Genomic DNA, 14,657 nt, shown 5'->3' with positions numbered 1-14,657 from the left:
TTTTCTTTTAATCCTTTTATTCAGAATACTCGGAAAGTGACAGAAGAGGGATAACCTGATTTATACTTGACTAGGGTTTAACGCTTAGGAGCATACATAATTATGAATTCGATAAATCCCTCTGAAAACGTCATTAGTTGTTTGCAGACTATCTTAGATGCCACCTCTACGGGAAATTACGATCTTTTTCTTACAGTAGGTGATTCAGACTACAGAGCTGATATTACCAAAGAAAATTTTGACCAAGTTAGTTCCCCACTAATTGCACGTATGTCTGAGGGCTATACAACTACTTACTTCGGTCATCTCAAACAAGGAGAAACTCAGACCTATTTGTGGAAGCTGAGTTTTGCTGATGATGGACATGAATTTATAGTACGTGTGGGGATGAAGGGGGACAAAGTTAATCTGATATGGATTACTTAATATATATGCATATCTGCTGTGAAAACAAAAATACGCTGTAGGGTAGCAAAGATGTGCTACCTTACAATTTTTTTAACTTCTAAGTTGCACAGGCATAGCTAAATAGGTCATTTTCAAAGCACCCAATGGTGTAAAAATCACTGGAGTTAGGCTTTGATTTAAATGCATTTGAATTTCGGAAGATGGTAACTCTTTCAAGCCTTCCATCAAATATTTAATGTTAAAGGCAATCTCGATATTTTCACCAGAAATTTGTGCCGGCATTGACTCTCTACCACTGCCTACATCTTGAGCCTCACAAGATAAAGTAATTTCTTGAGCTGCGCTATCAATACTGAGTTTAACAATATTATTTTTCTGATCGGCTAACACAGCAATCCGCTCCAAAGTGCTGATAAATTGTCGCCGTTCGATTGTTACTTGTCGCTCAAATTGGCGCGGAATTAATTGTCGATAAGTAGGATATTGCCCTTCTAAGGTGCGACTAGTCAAGCGTTGATTTTGCCATGCAAATACAACTTGACCTCGATCGAAATATAAAGCTACAGGTTCATCTGATGAGGCGCTATGAGCTAACATTCGTTGAAGTTCGCGTAATGCTCTAGCTGGTACTGTCACTTCTACTTGACTAGTTCCGCCTAAAGGGCGCTCGTTGCTAGTTTCTACGACTGCGAGGCGATGTCCGTCTGTAGCTGCAAATTCTAGGGTGTCTTGTTTAACTGTTAAATGCACTCCCGTGAGTACTTGCTTGGTTTCATCAGCACTGGTAGCAAACAATGAACCGCGTAATCCTTCAATTAATGCAGTGGTGGTGAGATGGATTACTTCTGTATTTTCAATTATAGGTAGTTCGGGAAATTCTTCCGGCCCCATTGCTCGGACTTGGTAATGTCCACTCTTAGGTGTGAGTGTGACAATTAAACCTTCTCCACCGGATGTTGCACCTGTCAAGGCTGATTCATCGTCTAAAGTGATTTCGCCTTCTGGAAGACGAGAGGTGATGTCTACAAGTAACTTAGCAGGAAGTGCGATCGCCCCACTTTCCCATACCTCTGCGTTAAAGCTGGTGCGGATTCCCAAGCTGAGATCGAAGGCTGTTAAGCTTACTTGGTTAGTTTGGGCATCCGCTTGTAACAGCACATTGGCAAGTACTGGATGAGTTGGTCGTGAAGGTACTGCACGACTAACAAGTGAGAGGTTTGTACTGAGATCGCTTTGGGAGCAAACTAATTTCATAAGTCAGATACAGCTTGTGAAAGATATCCTAACATCCTTATGTTTATAGGCGATCGCTATTTGTTTGATTAGCGCTTAGGCGTAGTCCGCCACAAGTATCGCTTCTACGCTTCAAACTGTAATAATTGAAACACTTGCAACAAATATTCTTCCATGTATAAGAAACCCTTAAGTATTTCCAAAAAATATATAAGCATTTGCTGCAAAGGCTTAATACTTTGCAACACACATTCTTCCATGTATAAGAAACCCTTAAGTATTTCCAAAAAATATATAAGCATTTGCTGCAAAGGCTTAATACTTTGCAACATACATTCTTCCATGTATAAGAAACCCTTAAATCATTGCAGCATTTGTTGTAATGAACTTATGAATTTATTTATTACCTAAAATATCAAAATAATCTAAGTGAAATTAACTAAACTTTGGGAGATGGGATGCCTACTATGGTCTATGTCTACGCAACTTGTTTGTAGTATTTCCCCATGACATAAAATATATTTTTGTATAAAACAGTACTATAAATCTAGTAGCAGAGATGGATTATGGCACGTCGCAAAAGAAATTCCAGCGTTTTAGAACGAGCCGATCGCCGAATTGAAAGTTTACAATCTATCAGCGTAGAACTTGACTTTGGGGAAGGACTAACTATACAAGCTTATAATACGACAATTAACGATCTCCGGTCTAAGCTTGCTGCCTACAATACTGCTTTATCTACCATTGACAAACTCACTGATGACGTGAATAACGCAGAACAGGCTGTAATAACCATGTCAGAAAAAATGTTACTAGGAGTTGCCAGCCGTTACGGTAAAATCAGCCAAGAATACGAGATGGCGGGTGGTGCTAGACGAGGTAATACCAAGAAGAAGCGAGGCGTACTAGGCAATTCCAAAGTCACCAATTCTTTAGCAGCCGATTCTATTCAGCCTTCTTCTGGAAATAAATCTATGAATGGGGCTTCGGGTGCGATCGCAAATTAGCTAAAATCCAATAGGAAACGGCACTCACTTAAAATACAGCCTTTGCTTTAACTTTCTAACTCGTTCCCAGCCTCCAGGCTGGGAACGAGGTAAAATAAAGGTTTTTAGTCCTGCAAAGGTGGGTTTTGTATTTCGACTTTGCTCAACACAAGTCTCTATAGCCGCAAGTTATCTTTGCCCAATGTAATATTTACAGCTCCAAAAATATTACAATCTATCAGAGATACTGCTAACATCACTGAGACGCTTCATAATGGCAACCACATCTAATGTTCAGGTGACTATTTCCCTGTCGGAACCGGGTTTAGACGAAGAGCAATTGCAAGCAGAAGTGCAAAATTTGCTCCCACAAATTAAAGAAGTGGATGGAGTAGAAAATGCAGATTTAGTGGCAGTTACAGAAGCTCCCCAAGGTTCAAAGGCTTTCGGGGGTTTTTTGTTGGCGACATTAAAGGCAGTGGGCAATCCAGGGTTAATCAAGCCTTTGTTTGGGTTTTTGAGTACTAAACTTTCTGGAAAAACTATTGAAATTAATGTAGAAGTTAATGGCAAGAAACTCGAAGTCAAAGCCAGTAATCAGGAAGAGTTTGAATTTGCCAGACGCCAAGCTGAGGATTTTATAAAAAATACCAAAGATATATAACAAAGCAAACATGGCAAGAGTCGCATTACTAATTGGGGTTAGTGAATATGAGCCGGGATTGAATCCCCTACCTAGTGCTGTCAAAGATGTCGAAGCTATAAGGCGAGTCTTAGTCAACCCAGATATGGGTGGCTTTGACGAGGCCGAGGTGCTGAAAAATCCCTTGCGGCAGGAAATGGAAGATAAAATTTATGAATTATATACTTTAAATCGTAATCAGGATGATGTCTTACTACTTTATTTTTCTGGTCATGGCATAACTGATAGTGGAGGTGAATTTTACTTCTCGACTCGCCAAAGCCGTAAAGACCAGCAAGGAAAATTAGTACCAACCTCGGCTGTAGCAGCCAGAGAAGTGCATCGTTGGATGAACACAAGCAAGTCAAAGCAACTCGTTGTAATTTTAGACTGTTGCTTTGGTGCAGCTTTTGCCAAAGGTTTGACAGCTAAAGATAGCGGCACTATCAACCTTGAACAACATTTGGGGGGTGAAGGAAGGGCAATTCTTACTGCTTCGACTTCCACGCAATATGCATTTGAGCAAGAAGGTCTTGAACTTTCAATTTACACTCAATACTTAGTTGAGGGTATTGAAAAAGGCGCAGCAGATCAAGACGGAAATGGTTTAATATCGGTGGATGAGTTGCATGGATATGCCAGCAGTAAGGTTCGAGAAGTATCTCCAACAATGACACCGGAGTTCTATCCCGTTAAGCAAGGTTATAGAATTTTTTTGGCAAAGTCGCCTAAAGATGACCCCAAGCTGAACTATCGCAAAGAAGTAGAAACCCGCGCCAAGTCTAATAAAGGTAAGTTTTCTATCTTTGCTTCAGAAATGCTGGAATCTAAGCGGATTGATTGTGGGCTATCTGAGGATGAAGCAAAGGCAATTCGAGAAGAAGTTTTGCAACCATATTGGGAGTATGAGCGTAAACGAGTTCGGTATGAAGAGGCGCTAACTGTTGCAGTCAATGAGGAATATCCTTTTAACGAGGAGGAACTGGAAGAATATCAACAATATCTAGGACTAAGGGATGAGGACATTACCTCGATAAAACAACGAGTGCTTGCGCCAAAACAAGCAGAATATGAGCACCAGCAGCAAGAAAGAGCCGAAGCTGAAAAACGGCAAGCGGAATTAAAGAAAAAACAAGAGAGAGAATTATCTAAAACTGTTTCTCAACCGCCATTTTCCCCAGATATTCAAACTCAGCCGTTTGAGTTTGAAACCACCACCATAAATGTAAAATCAGGATTGTTTGGCTTAGGAAAAACCTGTGAAATCAATCGCAGTTGCAAACGAGTCGAGTTTTTTTCAGAAAATTTGGCTAATGATGTAGTTCTGGAAATGGTTGCAATTCCTGGTGGAAATTTCTTGATGGGTTCCCCAAAGAATGAGCCAGAACGAAGCAATTCTGAAAGTCCACGGCATACTGTTACCGTTCAACCCTTTTTCATGGGCAAATATCCAGTTACACAAAGACAATGGGCTATTGTAGCCACGCTGAAAAAGGTAAATATTGATTTAAATCCCGACCCCTCGCATTTCAAAGGCGCTAATCGACCTGTTGAGCGTGTTTCTTGGGATGATGCAATTGAGTTTTGTGCCCGATTGTCTAAGAAGACTGGGAAAACCTATCGTTTGCCTAGTGAGGCAGAGTGGGAATATGCCTGTCGTGCGGGAACAACTACTCCATTTTATTTTGGTGAGACGATTACGACTGAGTTGGCAAATTATGACGGAAATTATACCTATGGTTCTGGGGCAAAGGGTGAATATCGTGAACAAACAACAGATGTCGGAAAATTTTCACCAAATGCCTTTGGTTTATTTGATATGCATGGTAATATATGGGAATGGTGTCAGGATTCTTGGCACGAAAATTATAACGAAGCGCTAACAGACGGCAGCGCTTTTATAAATGACAATGTTGAGCGGCTGCTGCGTGGTGGTTCGTGGGACTTCAATCCGGGGTACTGCCGCTCGGCGTTTACCGTCAGGCGCGCGCGTGACGATAAGTACGACTCCGTGGGTTTTCGGGTTGTGGTTGCGGCTCCCCTCAGCACTCTTCTGCTGTCAGAACAGATGAATGGGAATTCATCTGGTGTACCCAAGAAGAGTCTAGACCTACTCCAGTGAGGTTGGTAACAATCTCCGAATATAAAACTGGGTCGGATAGCTTGGTAGGCTGCGAGGTCGAACAGTTGTGCGACTCATCCCATTTATTATTTGATGGGTAAATAAGTTTGTAGTAAGGACTTTAGTCCTTGATTTGAGCGCTAAAGCGCTCACTACAAACTCAGCAAACTTAACTGACTACTAGAAAATTCCACAATTTCTATTGCAATCATAGTTAGGCAAGTTTACCTTGTGGAAAACTTGTGGAAAAGTACTTGAGTTTTTCCACAAGGTAATTATACTCAATTAAATGTTAACTGTAGAATATCAAGTTTTCCCCAGTTTTTTCCACAATCTAAGTTAAATTTAATCAATTTTTAGACGTTACTTAATATTCTTGACTAATTCTTCAGCCGTCAAAGCTCATAATTCAGACTGCTGCTTGTGGAAAACTTACAATACATCTTCAAGATGGTTTTTGAGAACGGCTAGTCATATTGATGCGATCGCTCAATTCACGTAGAGTTTGTACTAAGGTGCGATCGCTCTCTTGAAGTTGGGTAATTTTATCGCAACTATAGATTACCGTTGTATGGTCTTTACCACCAAATTCCTCGCCAATTCTCGGCAAACTCAAAGCCGTGTGTTGGCGCATGAGATACATTCCTAATTGACGCGCCCAGCTAATCTCTCTTCGTCGCGAGTTACCTTTGAGGTCATCTATTGAAACATCAAAATTATCCGCCACCACCTTTAAAATTGCTTCTGGGGTAGCTGCCATTTTTTCGTTAGGCGGTTCTAAAACTGGCGTGATATTTTCCACCGTCATCGGTAAACCCCAAATAGAAATATAAGCTACCGCCCGAATTAAAGCTCCTTCTAATTCTCGAATATTAGAAGTATAGTTAGAAGCAATATACTCAATTACATCGCGGGGAAGACTAATATTTTCATCCTCGGCTTTTTTCTGTAAAATTGCCATTCTCGTTTCTAAATCGGGCTTTTGGATATCTGCAATTAAACCCATAGAAAACCGAGAACAAAGACGTTCTTGCAAGCTAGGAATTTGGTTGGGCGGACGATCGGAAGCAATGACAACTTGTTTACCAGCTTCATGTAGAGTATTAAAAGTATAAAAGAATTCTTCTTGGGTATACTCTTTCCCTTCAAGAAACTGAATATCATCCACTAATAAAACATCAGCCGCTCGGTAATGCTCTCGGAAACTTTGCATACTATCCTTACGGATGGCTGTAATTAAATCATTAGTAAACTGCTCAGTAGAAACATAAAATATTTTACAATTAGGAAAAATTGCATAGCGATAATGACCAATAGCTTGCATCAGATGAGTTTTACCCAAGCCGACACCACCGCATAAAAATAAAGGATTAAACTCTTTACCTGGAGATTCTGCAACTGCTAAAGAAGCAGCATGAGCCATGCGATTGTTAGCACCAACTACAAACCGCGAAAAGACATATTTAGAGTTTAAGTCAGTAGTTTGATGATTGCGATCGAGAACAGCTTCAGAAATACTGCTGGAATTTGGTGATTCCCAAGCAACCTCTCGTTCACTAAAATGAGAAACTTGATCGCCTTGAGCAACAGTAATGTAAATTCCTACGGGATGACCGAGAATATCTTGGACTACATGAGCAATCGTATTGATGTAATACTTCTGTAACCAATTACGAGCAAATGGGTTAGGAGTGCGGATAATCAAACAATTATTTTCTAATCGCTCTGCACTAGCAGTTTTGATCCAAGTTTCAAAGGTAGGTCGGGATAGTTCAAGCTTTAGGCGCTCTAGTACCTGAATCCACAGACTTTCTATGGGAATTTCCATTATCCACCACCTTTGCTGCTAATCGTCACAATAGAAGAGAAAGCACTAATTTAGCATTGAGACACGCTAGACCTAAAATAAGCTTTTAAGTTGTAACCATTTTGGGATCTACCCAGTAGGCAAGATCCTAACACCCACTGACCAAACCGAGTGCTGAGTGCTAAGTGGTGAGTAAAATAAAATTTCTCACAGCTTTTGTACCCAATATATGCATCGTCCCTAATGAGCGGTTTTAACTCAGCACTTTGCACTTTTAACTCAGCACTCTCATTGACACGGAGAAGCAACGACACATGAAGATAACAAACCATCACTCAGCACCCAAAAAGATTGAAACCAGGGGCTTACCCCATAGGTTGTGGATGCTCTCATACGGGGTAGCAGTGGTGTTCCTGGGGAGCTGCTCTCTTCTACCTGCTAGGACTGTTGATAATCAGCAAAGCGATACTCAAGCCCAAAACACAACACAACCTAATCCGGTAATTGTCCCCCCGCAGATTTTCTCTTCGTCTGGAGATCCTAATTTTGTCGTGAAAGTAGTGCAACAGGTGGGGCCTGCGGTAGTTCGGATTGATTCTTCCCGAACAATTACTTCTCGCGTACCAGACGAATTTAACAACGATCCATTTTTCCGGCGGTTTTTTGGAGAAGGAGCGCCACAGCCTAGACAACGCGTAGAACGCGGTAGTGGCTCTGGATTTATTATTAATTCTTCCGGTCAAATTGTTACCAATGCCCATGTGGTAGATGGTGCTGATAGAGTCACTGTTATACTCAAAGATGGCCGGACTTTTGATGGGAAAGTTTTGGGTGAAGACCCAGTAACAGATGTGGCAACGATCAAAATTAATGCGAATAATCTGCCAACTCTAGCTGTGGGTAACTCTGATGCCTTACAACCAGGAGAAGCTGTAATTGCCATTGGTAATCCATTAGGCTTGAATAATACCGTTACATCTGGAATTATTAGTGCTACAGGGCGTTCTAGTAGCGATATCGGTGCAAGTGACAAGCGGGTTGATTACATCCAAACGGATGCTGCAATTAACCCTGGTAATTCCGGTGGGCCATTGCTCAATGCTCGCGGTCAAGTGATTGCAATGAATACAGCGATTATCCGAGGCGCTCAAGGCTTGGGATTTGCTATCCCCATTAACACCGTGCAAAGGATTGCCCAAGAATTAATCGCTAAAGGCAGGGTGGATCATCCTTATTTGGGTGTGCAGATGGTGACATTAACACCAGAAAATAAAGAAAGAATCAAGAATGTCGCAGGCGATCGCTTAAATATTACAGCAGATGACGGCGTTTTGCTGGTTGAGATTGTGCCGCGATCGCCTGCATCTGTAGCTGGACTAAGAGTCGGTGATGTGATTAAAAGCATTAACAGCCAGCCTGTTACTAAAATTGAAGAAGTACAAAAGCTAGTAGAAAAGAGCAAAATCGGTACGAAATTACCCATAGAAGTGGAACGCAATGGGCAAATTGTCCAAGTAGGAGTTCAACCTGCTCCTTTGCCAGTCAGACGTGAAGGATGATGTTTGTCATTAGTCATTTGTCATTTGTCATTGGTCATTTGAAAAACAACTGACATACTATACTTCCCCAATGCCTCATACCCCATACCCAATGCCCAATGCCCAATGTCCCATGCCCAATTCCCCATTCCTAAAAGGAGTTTTATCATGACTGAATTAGCGCCAATAATTCAATTAGGCAATCCAACATTGCGCCAAAAAGCTGCTTGGGTTGAGAATATTCAAGATGAGCAGATTCAAAAATTAATTGAAGATTTAATCGCCACTGTTGCCAAGGCTAACGGCGTGGGAATCGCTGCGCCTCAAGTAGCACAATCCTATCGTTTATTTATTGTGGCTTCCCGTCCTAATGCCAGGTATCCCAATGCGCCAGAAATGGAACCTACTGCCATGATAAATCCCAAAATCATTGCTCATTCAACTGAAGTTGTCAAAGATTGGGAAGGTTGTTTAAGTGTTCCAGGAATTAGAGGGTTAGTTCCTCGCTATCAAGCTATTGAAGTCGAATACACTGACTCTCAAGGCAACTTACAAAAGCAAGAATTAACCGATTTTATCGCTCGGATTTTTCAACACGAATACGATCATCTCGACGGTATTGTATTTGTCGATCGCCTAGAAAATACTCTTGATATGATTACTGAGCAGGAATACCAACAACGAGTAGTTAACAAATAAATGGGAGTGGGGAGTGGTGGTGAAAAAGCTAACGATTAACGTAACCCCCTAACCCCCTTCCCGACCTTTACGGAAAATTATGTATAAATGTTAAATAGCTAAGGGCAACACCAAGTTAAACGCGAAGTAGCAAGAGTCCACTTCTTAAAGCTTGATTCCACAGAGATGATTTTTGCACTTCTGGCAAAGAAAGAGGCTGATTTACTGATAACGGTGGCTCTTGTTGCAGAGATAATTGCCACCAGCCAACATCGTGCCACTTACTAAATTTATACCCAACTCTGTAAAAAACACCTAGAGGCGAAAAACCGACAGCCTCATGCATAGCTACACTTGCTGGGTTGGGTAAAGCGATCGCAGCAAAAACGTTATAAAATCCTTGGAGTTGCAGCAAGCCAAAAAGAGAAGTGTACAAAGCTTTAGCAACTCCTTTTCTGCGATATTCAACATTTACATACACGGATGATTCTACAGACCATTGGTAAGCAGCACGAGTCCGGTAGGGAGTAGCATAGGCATAACCTAGAATCTCACCGTTAATTTCACACACTAGCCAAGGCATCTGCTGTTGATAGTTATTGATGCGTTTTTCAAATTCCGTTTTGCTGGGAGGCTCTATCTCAAAGGAAATTGAAGTTTCCCACACAACTGGCGCATAAATTGCCAGCATTTTTAAAGCATCACTTTCGTTAGCTAGTCTAATTGCAGCTTTCACAACAGATCCTTTTTGGATTTTAATAATTCGCTAGAAACGAGGTTTGAAAAGGCTTTTGGCTTAAGTTTACATCAATGTCACGCATGAGGGTGCAATGACTGTGAGAATTAGACTTTTTGCAGAAATCGGGAAAAGGGGAAGGGGAAAGGTTTGGTATTTTCCCTTTCCCCAATAAAGATGAGTCCCTTTTCCCACAAGAGTGCAAAAAGCACAAATGCCAAGAGGTCTATTGTCTTAAGCATGTGCTTCACAAACTTGCTCGCCCCGCCACAATTGATATAGCCGCGTCGCTGGCATTGTCATATATAAAACGTCACCATCACTGAGATTAGTTTCTAATAAATCCCAGCCATGAAGAGTTTGGTGGTTTGTTTCTACGTACAAAGGTACGCAGTCAGCAGACATTGCTACATCTTTCACCCATTGACCGCAAAAGACGTGTGAAGCTGTAATTACAGTGGCAAAAGCTACCCAAAGACTATCGGCTGTGATGCCATTGCCCAGGATACGTCCCCCTAGCGCAGCAGCAGCAAAAGCTGGCGCTGCTAATTCAGCCGGACTCAGCACTGCATCGAAGCCAAATAGCTGTTGGGCTATGCCAGCAAAATCAGGATCGCCATAATGAACAATCACCGGAATACTGGGTGCCAAACCTTTGGCTTTGAGGGCAATTTCCAAATTGGTAGCATCATTGCTAGTAACAGTAATCACTGCGGCGGCAGAGTTTATATTGCTAGCTTTGAGTATTGTGCGGAAGCTGGCATCACCCTGAATCACAGGGATACCGAGTTCGCGGGCGGTGTTGATATATTTACTGTTGGAGTCGGGTTCAACGACGACAACTTCATGTCCGCTGGCGTGGAGTTGCTGAACAATTCTCACCCCAATACCACTTAAGCCACAGACAATGTAGTGCGATCGCTGAGGAATTCGGGCTGCATCCCAAAATTGCTTAAAGCGGCTTCCTAAGACAAAATCTGTGAGCATGGCATACCAAATACCAATCACTACTGCTCCAATCAGCATCATCACAACAGTAAATAACTTAATACTGTTAGGAGCATTTTCTACTACTTTGTCATTACCACCGGCTCCGGTAATCATGCCGACAGAAAAATATAGAGCATCTACAGGAGACAAACTCAACTCAGCCGACATATAAGTGAATGTAGCGATCGCAATAACCGTCAATAGTGCAATAGCACCCACCACTACCGATCGCCCGTGTTCCTGAAACTGCCTAAAATTAGTCATAACTTTTAGCAGTTTTCTAATCAACGATCTCCGGGGGGAACGGATGCGGGGTTGTGTACCAATAATTATGCGATCGCCTACTTGGATTTCTTGGCCAGCTATGACAGCTGATACCAAATCCATCTCACCTTTGACTGGTAAGTAATAAATTAGCATCCGCGATCGGTCTGACCACAATTCACTCAGCTTTCGACCTTTCCAGAAGTGGTTTTCATGAATGTATTCTTCGTGAATTGGCCAAGTTTGCTGAAATAATTTAATTTGTCCGATCGCTCGGTTTCCCAGCGCTGCAAAGGTGAATACGGGTGCTGCTAATCCGACAACACTCATACTCAAATGGTCTGGCAAACTTTGATCTAGGCGCTCTCCTAAATTTGTATTATAAAAACGGTTGATAATCCGAATCTGGGGATTCAGCACCCGCGCTTGCATCATAATAGATAAATTCAGAGCATCTTTAGATCCAGCGATGACTAAAGTGTGTGCCTGTTGAATTCCTGCTGCTGTCAGGGTAGAAGCTGCTTGTAAATCTCCAACAATCACATCTCCTGCGGTTTCGCCGGGGATAGATTGGTGATGAATGCCAACAACGAAGGCTCCCTGATGTCTCAGCAGACGAAAGGTTTTATATCCGGTACGTCCTAAGCCACAAACAATAATTCTGGGTTTCATGAAACGGCAGCATCTTTTACAGGTAGGGCTGCATTTCTAGTTAGTTATCAATATTGTTGCCCATTTTCCTGGAATATTACTGTAGCTGACAACACGATTGTTTTAATTGGAGGCAGAAGGCAGGGGGCAGGAGGCAGGAGGCAGGAGGGAGGGGGCAGAGAAACAGAGGGGAAAAACTTACTGCAACTTCTCCCCTGCTCCCCCTGCCTTCCTCGATAAAATAATCTAGAAAAATATGGCAATTTTTGTAGGTTGTGATACGCTATCTGCTTGAGAAGTGTGGAGGAGCCGAAAATGACTAAGCTGCGGGTGGGGTTACTGTTTGGCGGTCGTTCGGGAGAACATGAAGTTTCGATCAAATCAGCACGGGCGATCGCTAACGCCTTGAGTGCAGGGGAAAATGCTAGTAAGTACGAAATATTGCCTTTTTACATCCAAAAAGATGGCCGCTGGCTAGCAGGAGAAGCACCCGAAAAGGTTTTAGCAACCGGCAGTCCGCTACTGGAATCGGCAGAATCAATATCTGAGGGAAATCTGACATCCAACCTTCAAGCCCAAACTCTGAGCAATTGGCAATCTCCCTCTCAAGTTGCCCAAGTGGATATTTGGTTTCCCATCCTCCACGGCCCTAACGGTGAAGATGGAACAATTCAAGGGTTACTGACTTTGATGCAAGTCCCCTTTGTCGGTTCTGGGGTGTTAGGTTCGGCAATGGGAATGGATAAAATTGCCATGAAAATGGCCTTTGAGCAAGCGGGATTACCACAGGTAAAATACAAAGCGGTAACTAGATCGCAGGTTTGGTCTAATCCGTGCGTATTTCCGAAACTGTGTGATGAAATTGAGGCAACATTAGGTTATCCAGCTTTTGTCAAGCCTGCTAATTTGGGTTCATCAGTGGGTATTGCCAAAGTGCGATCGCGCCCAGAATTAGAAGCTGCTTTAGATAGTGCTGCCAGTTACGATCGCCGACTAGTTGTAGAAGCTGGAGTAGTCGCTAGAGAAGTTGAGTGTGCCGTTTTAGGTAACGATCGACCCCAAGCCTCTGTCATTGGAGAGATTACTTATGACAGCGATTTTTATGATTATGAAACTAAATATACTGAAGGTCGGGCAGATTTACTGATCCCCGCACAGCTTCCAGAGGCGATCGCCCGTCAAATTCAGGACATGGCTTTACAAGCTTTTGCCGCTGTTGACGCTGCTGGGTTAGCAAGGGTAGATTTTTTCTATGTGGAAGCAACACAAGAAGTATTTATTAACGAAATCAATACCTTACCAGGCTTTACTGCGACAAGTATGTATCCTCAACTCTGGGCACATAGTGGAGTCTCCTTTCCAGAATTAGTCGATCGGTTAATTCAACTTGCTCTTGAAAGACATTCTCCTAGCTGACAGAATAAATCAGCAAACTGATTTCAGATTAGTACGGTAAAAAGTCACAATAAATACAGAACTTTGGCAAAATTTAGCCAGATTTTGTAGCTGATGTTTTACAAAAAAGCTACTAAAATCTGAAATTTGTTACGGATACCTGATGCTTGACTCCTCCAGTACAATTTATTCACTAGAGGGGTACAAATCTGAAAGTAATCATGGAAAAAAGTCAGAGTGTACAGCGCGAGCGAACCCAATTTAAAAGGGCTACTCCAGAGCTGACAAACAGGAAATCGAGACTAAAAAACAGCTCGAATGTTCTGATATATCTGGTTGCACATCATCCTTGGCTATTGTTAACCGGGTGTTTAGCCATGTTTCTAGGTGGTGGTGCCTTTGCCTTATACAGCTTAGGTAATGCTGGCCCGGTAGCACAAGAAGAACCAGAAAAAATCCCAGTTATCGTTGAAGAACCAATCGGTGTGCCCTCTGAGAGTAGTAATCCTACACCTTTATGGATGGTTGCTGCGATCGTTCTCAGCTGTGGTGGTGGTTCTTTGCTGATTTTCCGAATGCTTAACCGCACAAAGCAACCGCAAAAAGTTCAAAAACAGGTTAATCGCCAGCAGGTACGCTTGGCACAGAAGCATTACCAAAAATTGGAACCAAATCTTCCCAAGAGTCAGCCAATTTTTGTGCCACAGCCACAACTAATGCCCCTAATGCAGATGCAACCTAAAACAAAGCATCTGGTAACTGTTCTCCCAGCAGAACACAAGCACCACCTGGATACGCGCACAGAATCCTTAGCAGAATTGATGGATCTTCGTAAAAATAGTTCATTGTCTGCTATTTTACGCCAGTATTAATACTACCGTAAAGTAAAACCCCGTTAAATTAATACTTTTTGCCAATTAGCTTGGCTTAGATTCCCGACTTTCTCTAAGAAGTCGGGAATCTTGTTATGTAGGAATAATTTATTTGCTATATAGCGGTTTAACTGCTTTTAAAAAGTTAGATATGAGCAATTAGGAAATTTAAAAACTTGCCAAAATGGCAACTAGCTTTTGATGATTCAAGTTAAATTGTATGAAGATAAACGACTTCAAGGGTTTGATTATCAGGGACTACCACCTAAGCAAATTCCTTTTGTAAAACACTATT

General features: G+C 42.1%; 12 protein-coding genes. 8 read left to right on the top strand and 4 right to left on the bottom strand.

Going from position 1 to position 14,657, the window contains the following annotated elements:
- Positions 1 to 102: 102 nt before the first annotated feature.
- On the top strand, positions 103 to 426 hold the full coding sequence (locus tag RMY64_RS32070) for a hypothetical protein (RefSeq protein WP_322672680.1): 324 nt from the start codon (positions 103 to 105) through the stop codon (positions 424 to 426).
- 72 nt (positions 427 to 498) lie between these two features.
- On the opposite strand, the gene dnaN is transcribed toward RMY64_RS32070, so the two are convergent.
- Entirely contained in the window at positions 499 to 1,662 is a 1,164-nt protein-coding gene (dnaN, locus tag RMY64_RS32065; RefSeq protein WP_322702142.1) for a DNA polymerase III subunit beta, read from the bottom strand.
- Between the two features lie 545 nt (positions 1,663 to 2,207).
- On the opposite strand from dnaN, the gene RMY64_RS32060 reads away from it, so the two are divergent.
- The 3 genes from RMY64_RS32060 (at position 2,208) to RMY64_RS32050 (ending at position 5,431) form a co-directional block, all read left to right on the top strand.
- A complete protein-coding gene (locus RMY64_RS32060) occupies positions 2,208 to 2,648 on the top strand; it encodes a hypothetical protein (RefSeq protein WP_322672678.1) in 441 nt (146 codons plus the stop codon).
- Between the two features lie 253 nt (positions 2,649 to 2,901).
- Entirely contained in the window at positions 2,902 to 3,291 is a 390-nt protein-coding gene (locus RMY64_RS32055) for a sugar ABC transporter permease (RefSeq protein WP_322702141.1), read from the top strand.
- Positions 3,292 to 3,301: 10 nt separating this feature from the next.
- Entirely contained in the window at positions 3,302 to 5,431 is a 2,130-nt protein-coding gene (locus RMY64_RS32050) for a caspase, EACC1-associated type (protein WP_322702140.1), read from the top strand.
- Between the two features lie 445 nt (positions 5,432 to 5,876).
- Here RMY64_RS32050 and dnaA read toward each other — a convergent pair whose 3' ends face one another.
- On the bottom strand, positions 5,877 to 7,259 hold the full coding sequence (gene dnaA, locus RMY64_RS32045; protein WP_322672844.1) for a chromosomal replication initiator protein DnaA: 1,383 nt from the start codon (positions 7,257 to 7,259) through the stop codon (positions 5,877 to 5,879).
- Positions 7,260 to 7,552: 293 nt separating this feature from the next.
- Here dnaA and RMY64_RS32040 point away from each other — a divergent pair, with 293 nt between their 5' ends.
- Entirely contained in the window at positions 7,553 to 8,797 is a 1,245-nt protein-coding gene (locus tag RMY64_RS32040) for an HhoA/HhoB/HtrA family serine endopeptidase (RefSeq protein WP_322702139.1), read from the top strand.
- A 147-nt stretch (positions 8,798 to 8,944) separates the two neighbouring features.
- Positions 8,945 to 9,475, top strand: a complete 531-nt coding sequence (def, locus tag RMY64_RS32035; protein ID WP_322702138.1) for a peptide deformylase — start codon at positions 8,945 to 8,947, stop codon at positions 9,473 to 9,475.
- Between the two features lie 115 nt (positions 9,476 to 9,590).
- Here def and RMY64_RS32030 read toward each other — a convergent pair whose 3' ends face one another.
- Both RMY64_RS32030 and RMY64_RS32025 read right to left on the bottom strand, forming a co-directional pair.
- Positions 9,591 to 10,190, bottom strand: a complete 600-nt coding sequence (locus RMY64_RS32030) for an arsinothricin resistance N-acetyltransferase ArsN1 family B (RefSeq protein ID WP_322672847.1) — start codon at positions 10,188 to 10,190, stop codon at positions 9,591 to 9,593.
- A 234-nt stretch (positions 10,191 to 10,424) separates the two neighbouring features.
- Entirely contained in the window at positions 10,425 to 12,116 is a 1,692-nt protein-coding gene (locus RMY64_RS32025; protein ID WP_322702137.1) for an NAD-binding protein, read from the bottom strand.
- 294 nt (positions 12,117 to 12,410) lie between these two features.
- On the opposite strand from RMY64_RS32025, the gene RMY64_RS32020 reads away from it, so the two are divergent.
- Together RMY64_RS32020 and RMY64_RS32015 are read left to right on the top strand one after the other, a co-directional pair.
- Positions 12,411 to 13,511 (top strand): D-alanine--D-alanine ligase family protein, encoded by a 1,101-nt coding sequence (locus RMY64_RS32020; protein ID WP_322702136.1) that lies wholly within the window; start codon positions 12,411 to 12,413, stop codon positions 13,509 to 13,511.
- A 356-nt stretch (positions 13,512 to 13,867) separates the two neighbouring features.
- Positions 13,868 to 14,362 (top strand): hypothetical protein, encoded by a 495-nt coding sequence (locus tag RMY64_RS32015; protein ID WP_322672850.1) that lies wholly within the window; start codon positions 13,868 to 13,870, stop codon positions 14,360 to 14,362.
- Positions 14,363 to 14,657: the final 295 nt, after the last annotated feature.

Source organism: Nostoc sp. DedQUE08 (genome assembly GCF_034530895.1).
Taxonomy (GTDB): Bacteria; Cyanobacteriota; Cyanobacteriia; order Cyanobacteriales; family Nostocaceae; genus Nostoc.
Note: the sequence above shows the minus strand (reverse complement) of the source record. Positions and strands in the feature narration are given on the sequence as shown.

What these genes read in the sequence shown, in the direction of transcription:
- RMY64_RS32070 (WP_322672680.1), top strand. Translation starts at nt 103, where the DNA reads ATGAATTCGATAAATCCCTCTGAAAACGTCATTAGTTGTTTGCAGACT.
- RMY64_RS32050 (WP_322702140.1), top strand. Translation starts at nt 3,302, where the DNA reads ATGGCAAGAGTCGCATTACTAATTGGGGTTAGTGAATATGAGCCGGGA.
- RMY64_RS32025 (WP_322702137.1), bottom strand. Translation starts at nt 12,116, where the DNA reads ATGAAACCCAGAATTATTGTTTGTGGCTTAGGACGTACCGGATATAAA.
- RMY64_RS32020 (WP_322702136.1), top strand. Translation starts at nt 12,411, where the DNA reads ATGACTAAGCTGCGGGTGGGGTTACTGTTTGGCGGTCGTTCGGGAGAA.
- dnaA (WP_322672844.1), bottom strand. Translation starts at nt 7,259, where the DNA reads ATGGAAATTCCCATAGAAAGTCTGTGGATTCAGGTACTAGAGCGCCTA.
- RMY64_RS32015 (WP_322672850.1), top strand. Translation starts at nt 13,868, where the DNA reads ATGTTTCTAGGTGGTGGTGCCTTTGCCTTATACAGCTTAGGTAATGCT.
- dnaN (WP_322702142.1), bottom strand. Translation starts at nt 1,662, where the DNA reads ATGAAATTAGTTTGCTCCCAAAGCGATCTCAGTACAAACCTCTCACTT.
- def (WP_322702138.1), top strand. Translation starts at nt 8,945, where the DNA reads ATGACTGAATTAGCGCCAATAATTCAATTAGGCAATCCAACATTGCGC.
- RMY64_RS32055 (WP_322702141.1), top strand. Translation starts at nt 2,902, where the DNA reads ATGGCAACCACATCTAATGTTCAGGTGACTATTTCCCTGTCGGAACCG.
- RMY64_RS32040 (WP_322702139.1), top strand. Translation starts at nt 7,553, where the DNA reads ATGAAGATAACAAACCATCACTCAGCACCCAAAAAGATTGAAACCAGG.
- RMY64_RS32060 (WP_322672678.1), top strand. Translation starts at nt 2,208, where the DNA reads ATGGCACGTCGCAAAAGAAATTCCAGCGTTTTAGAACGAGCCGATCGC.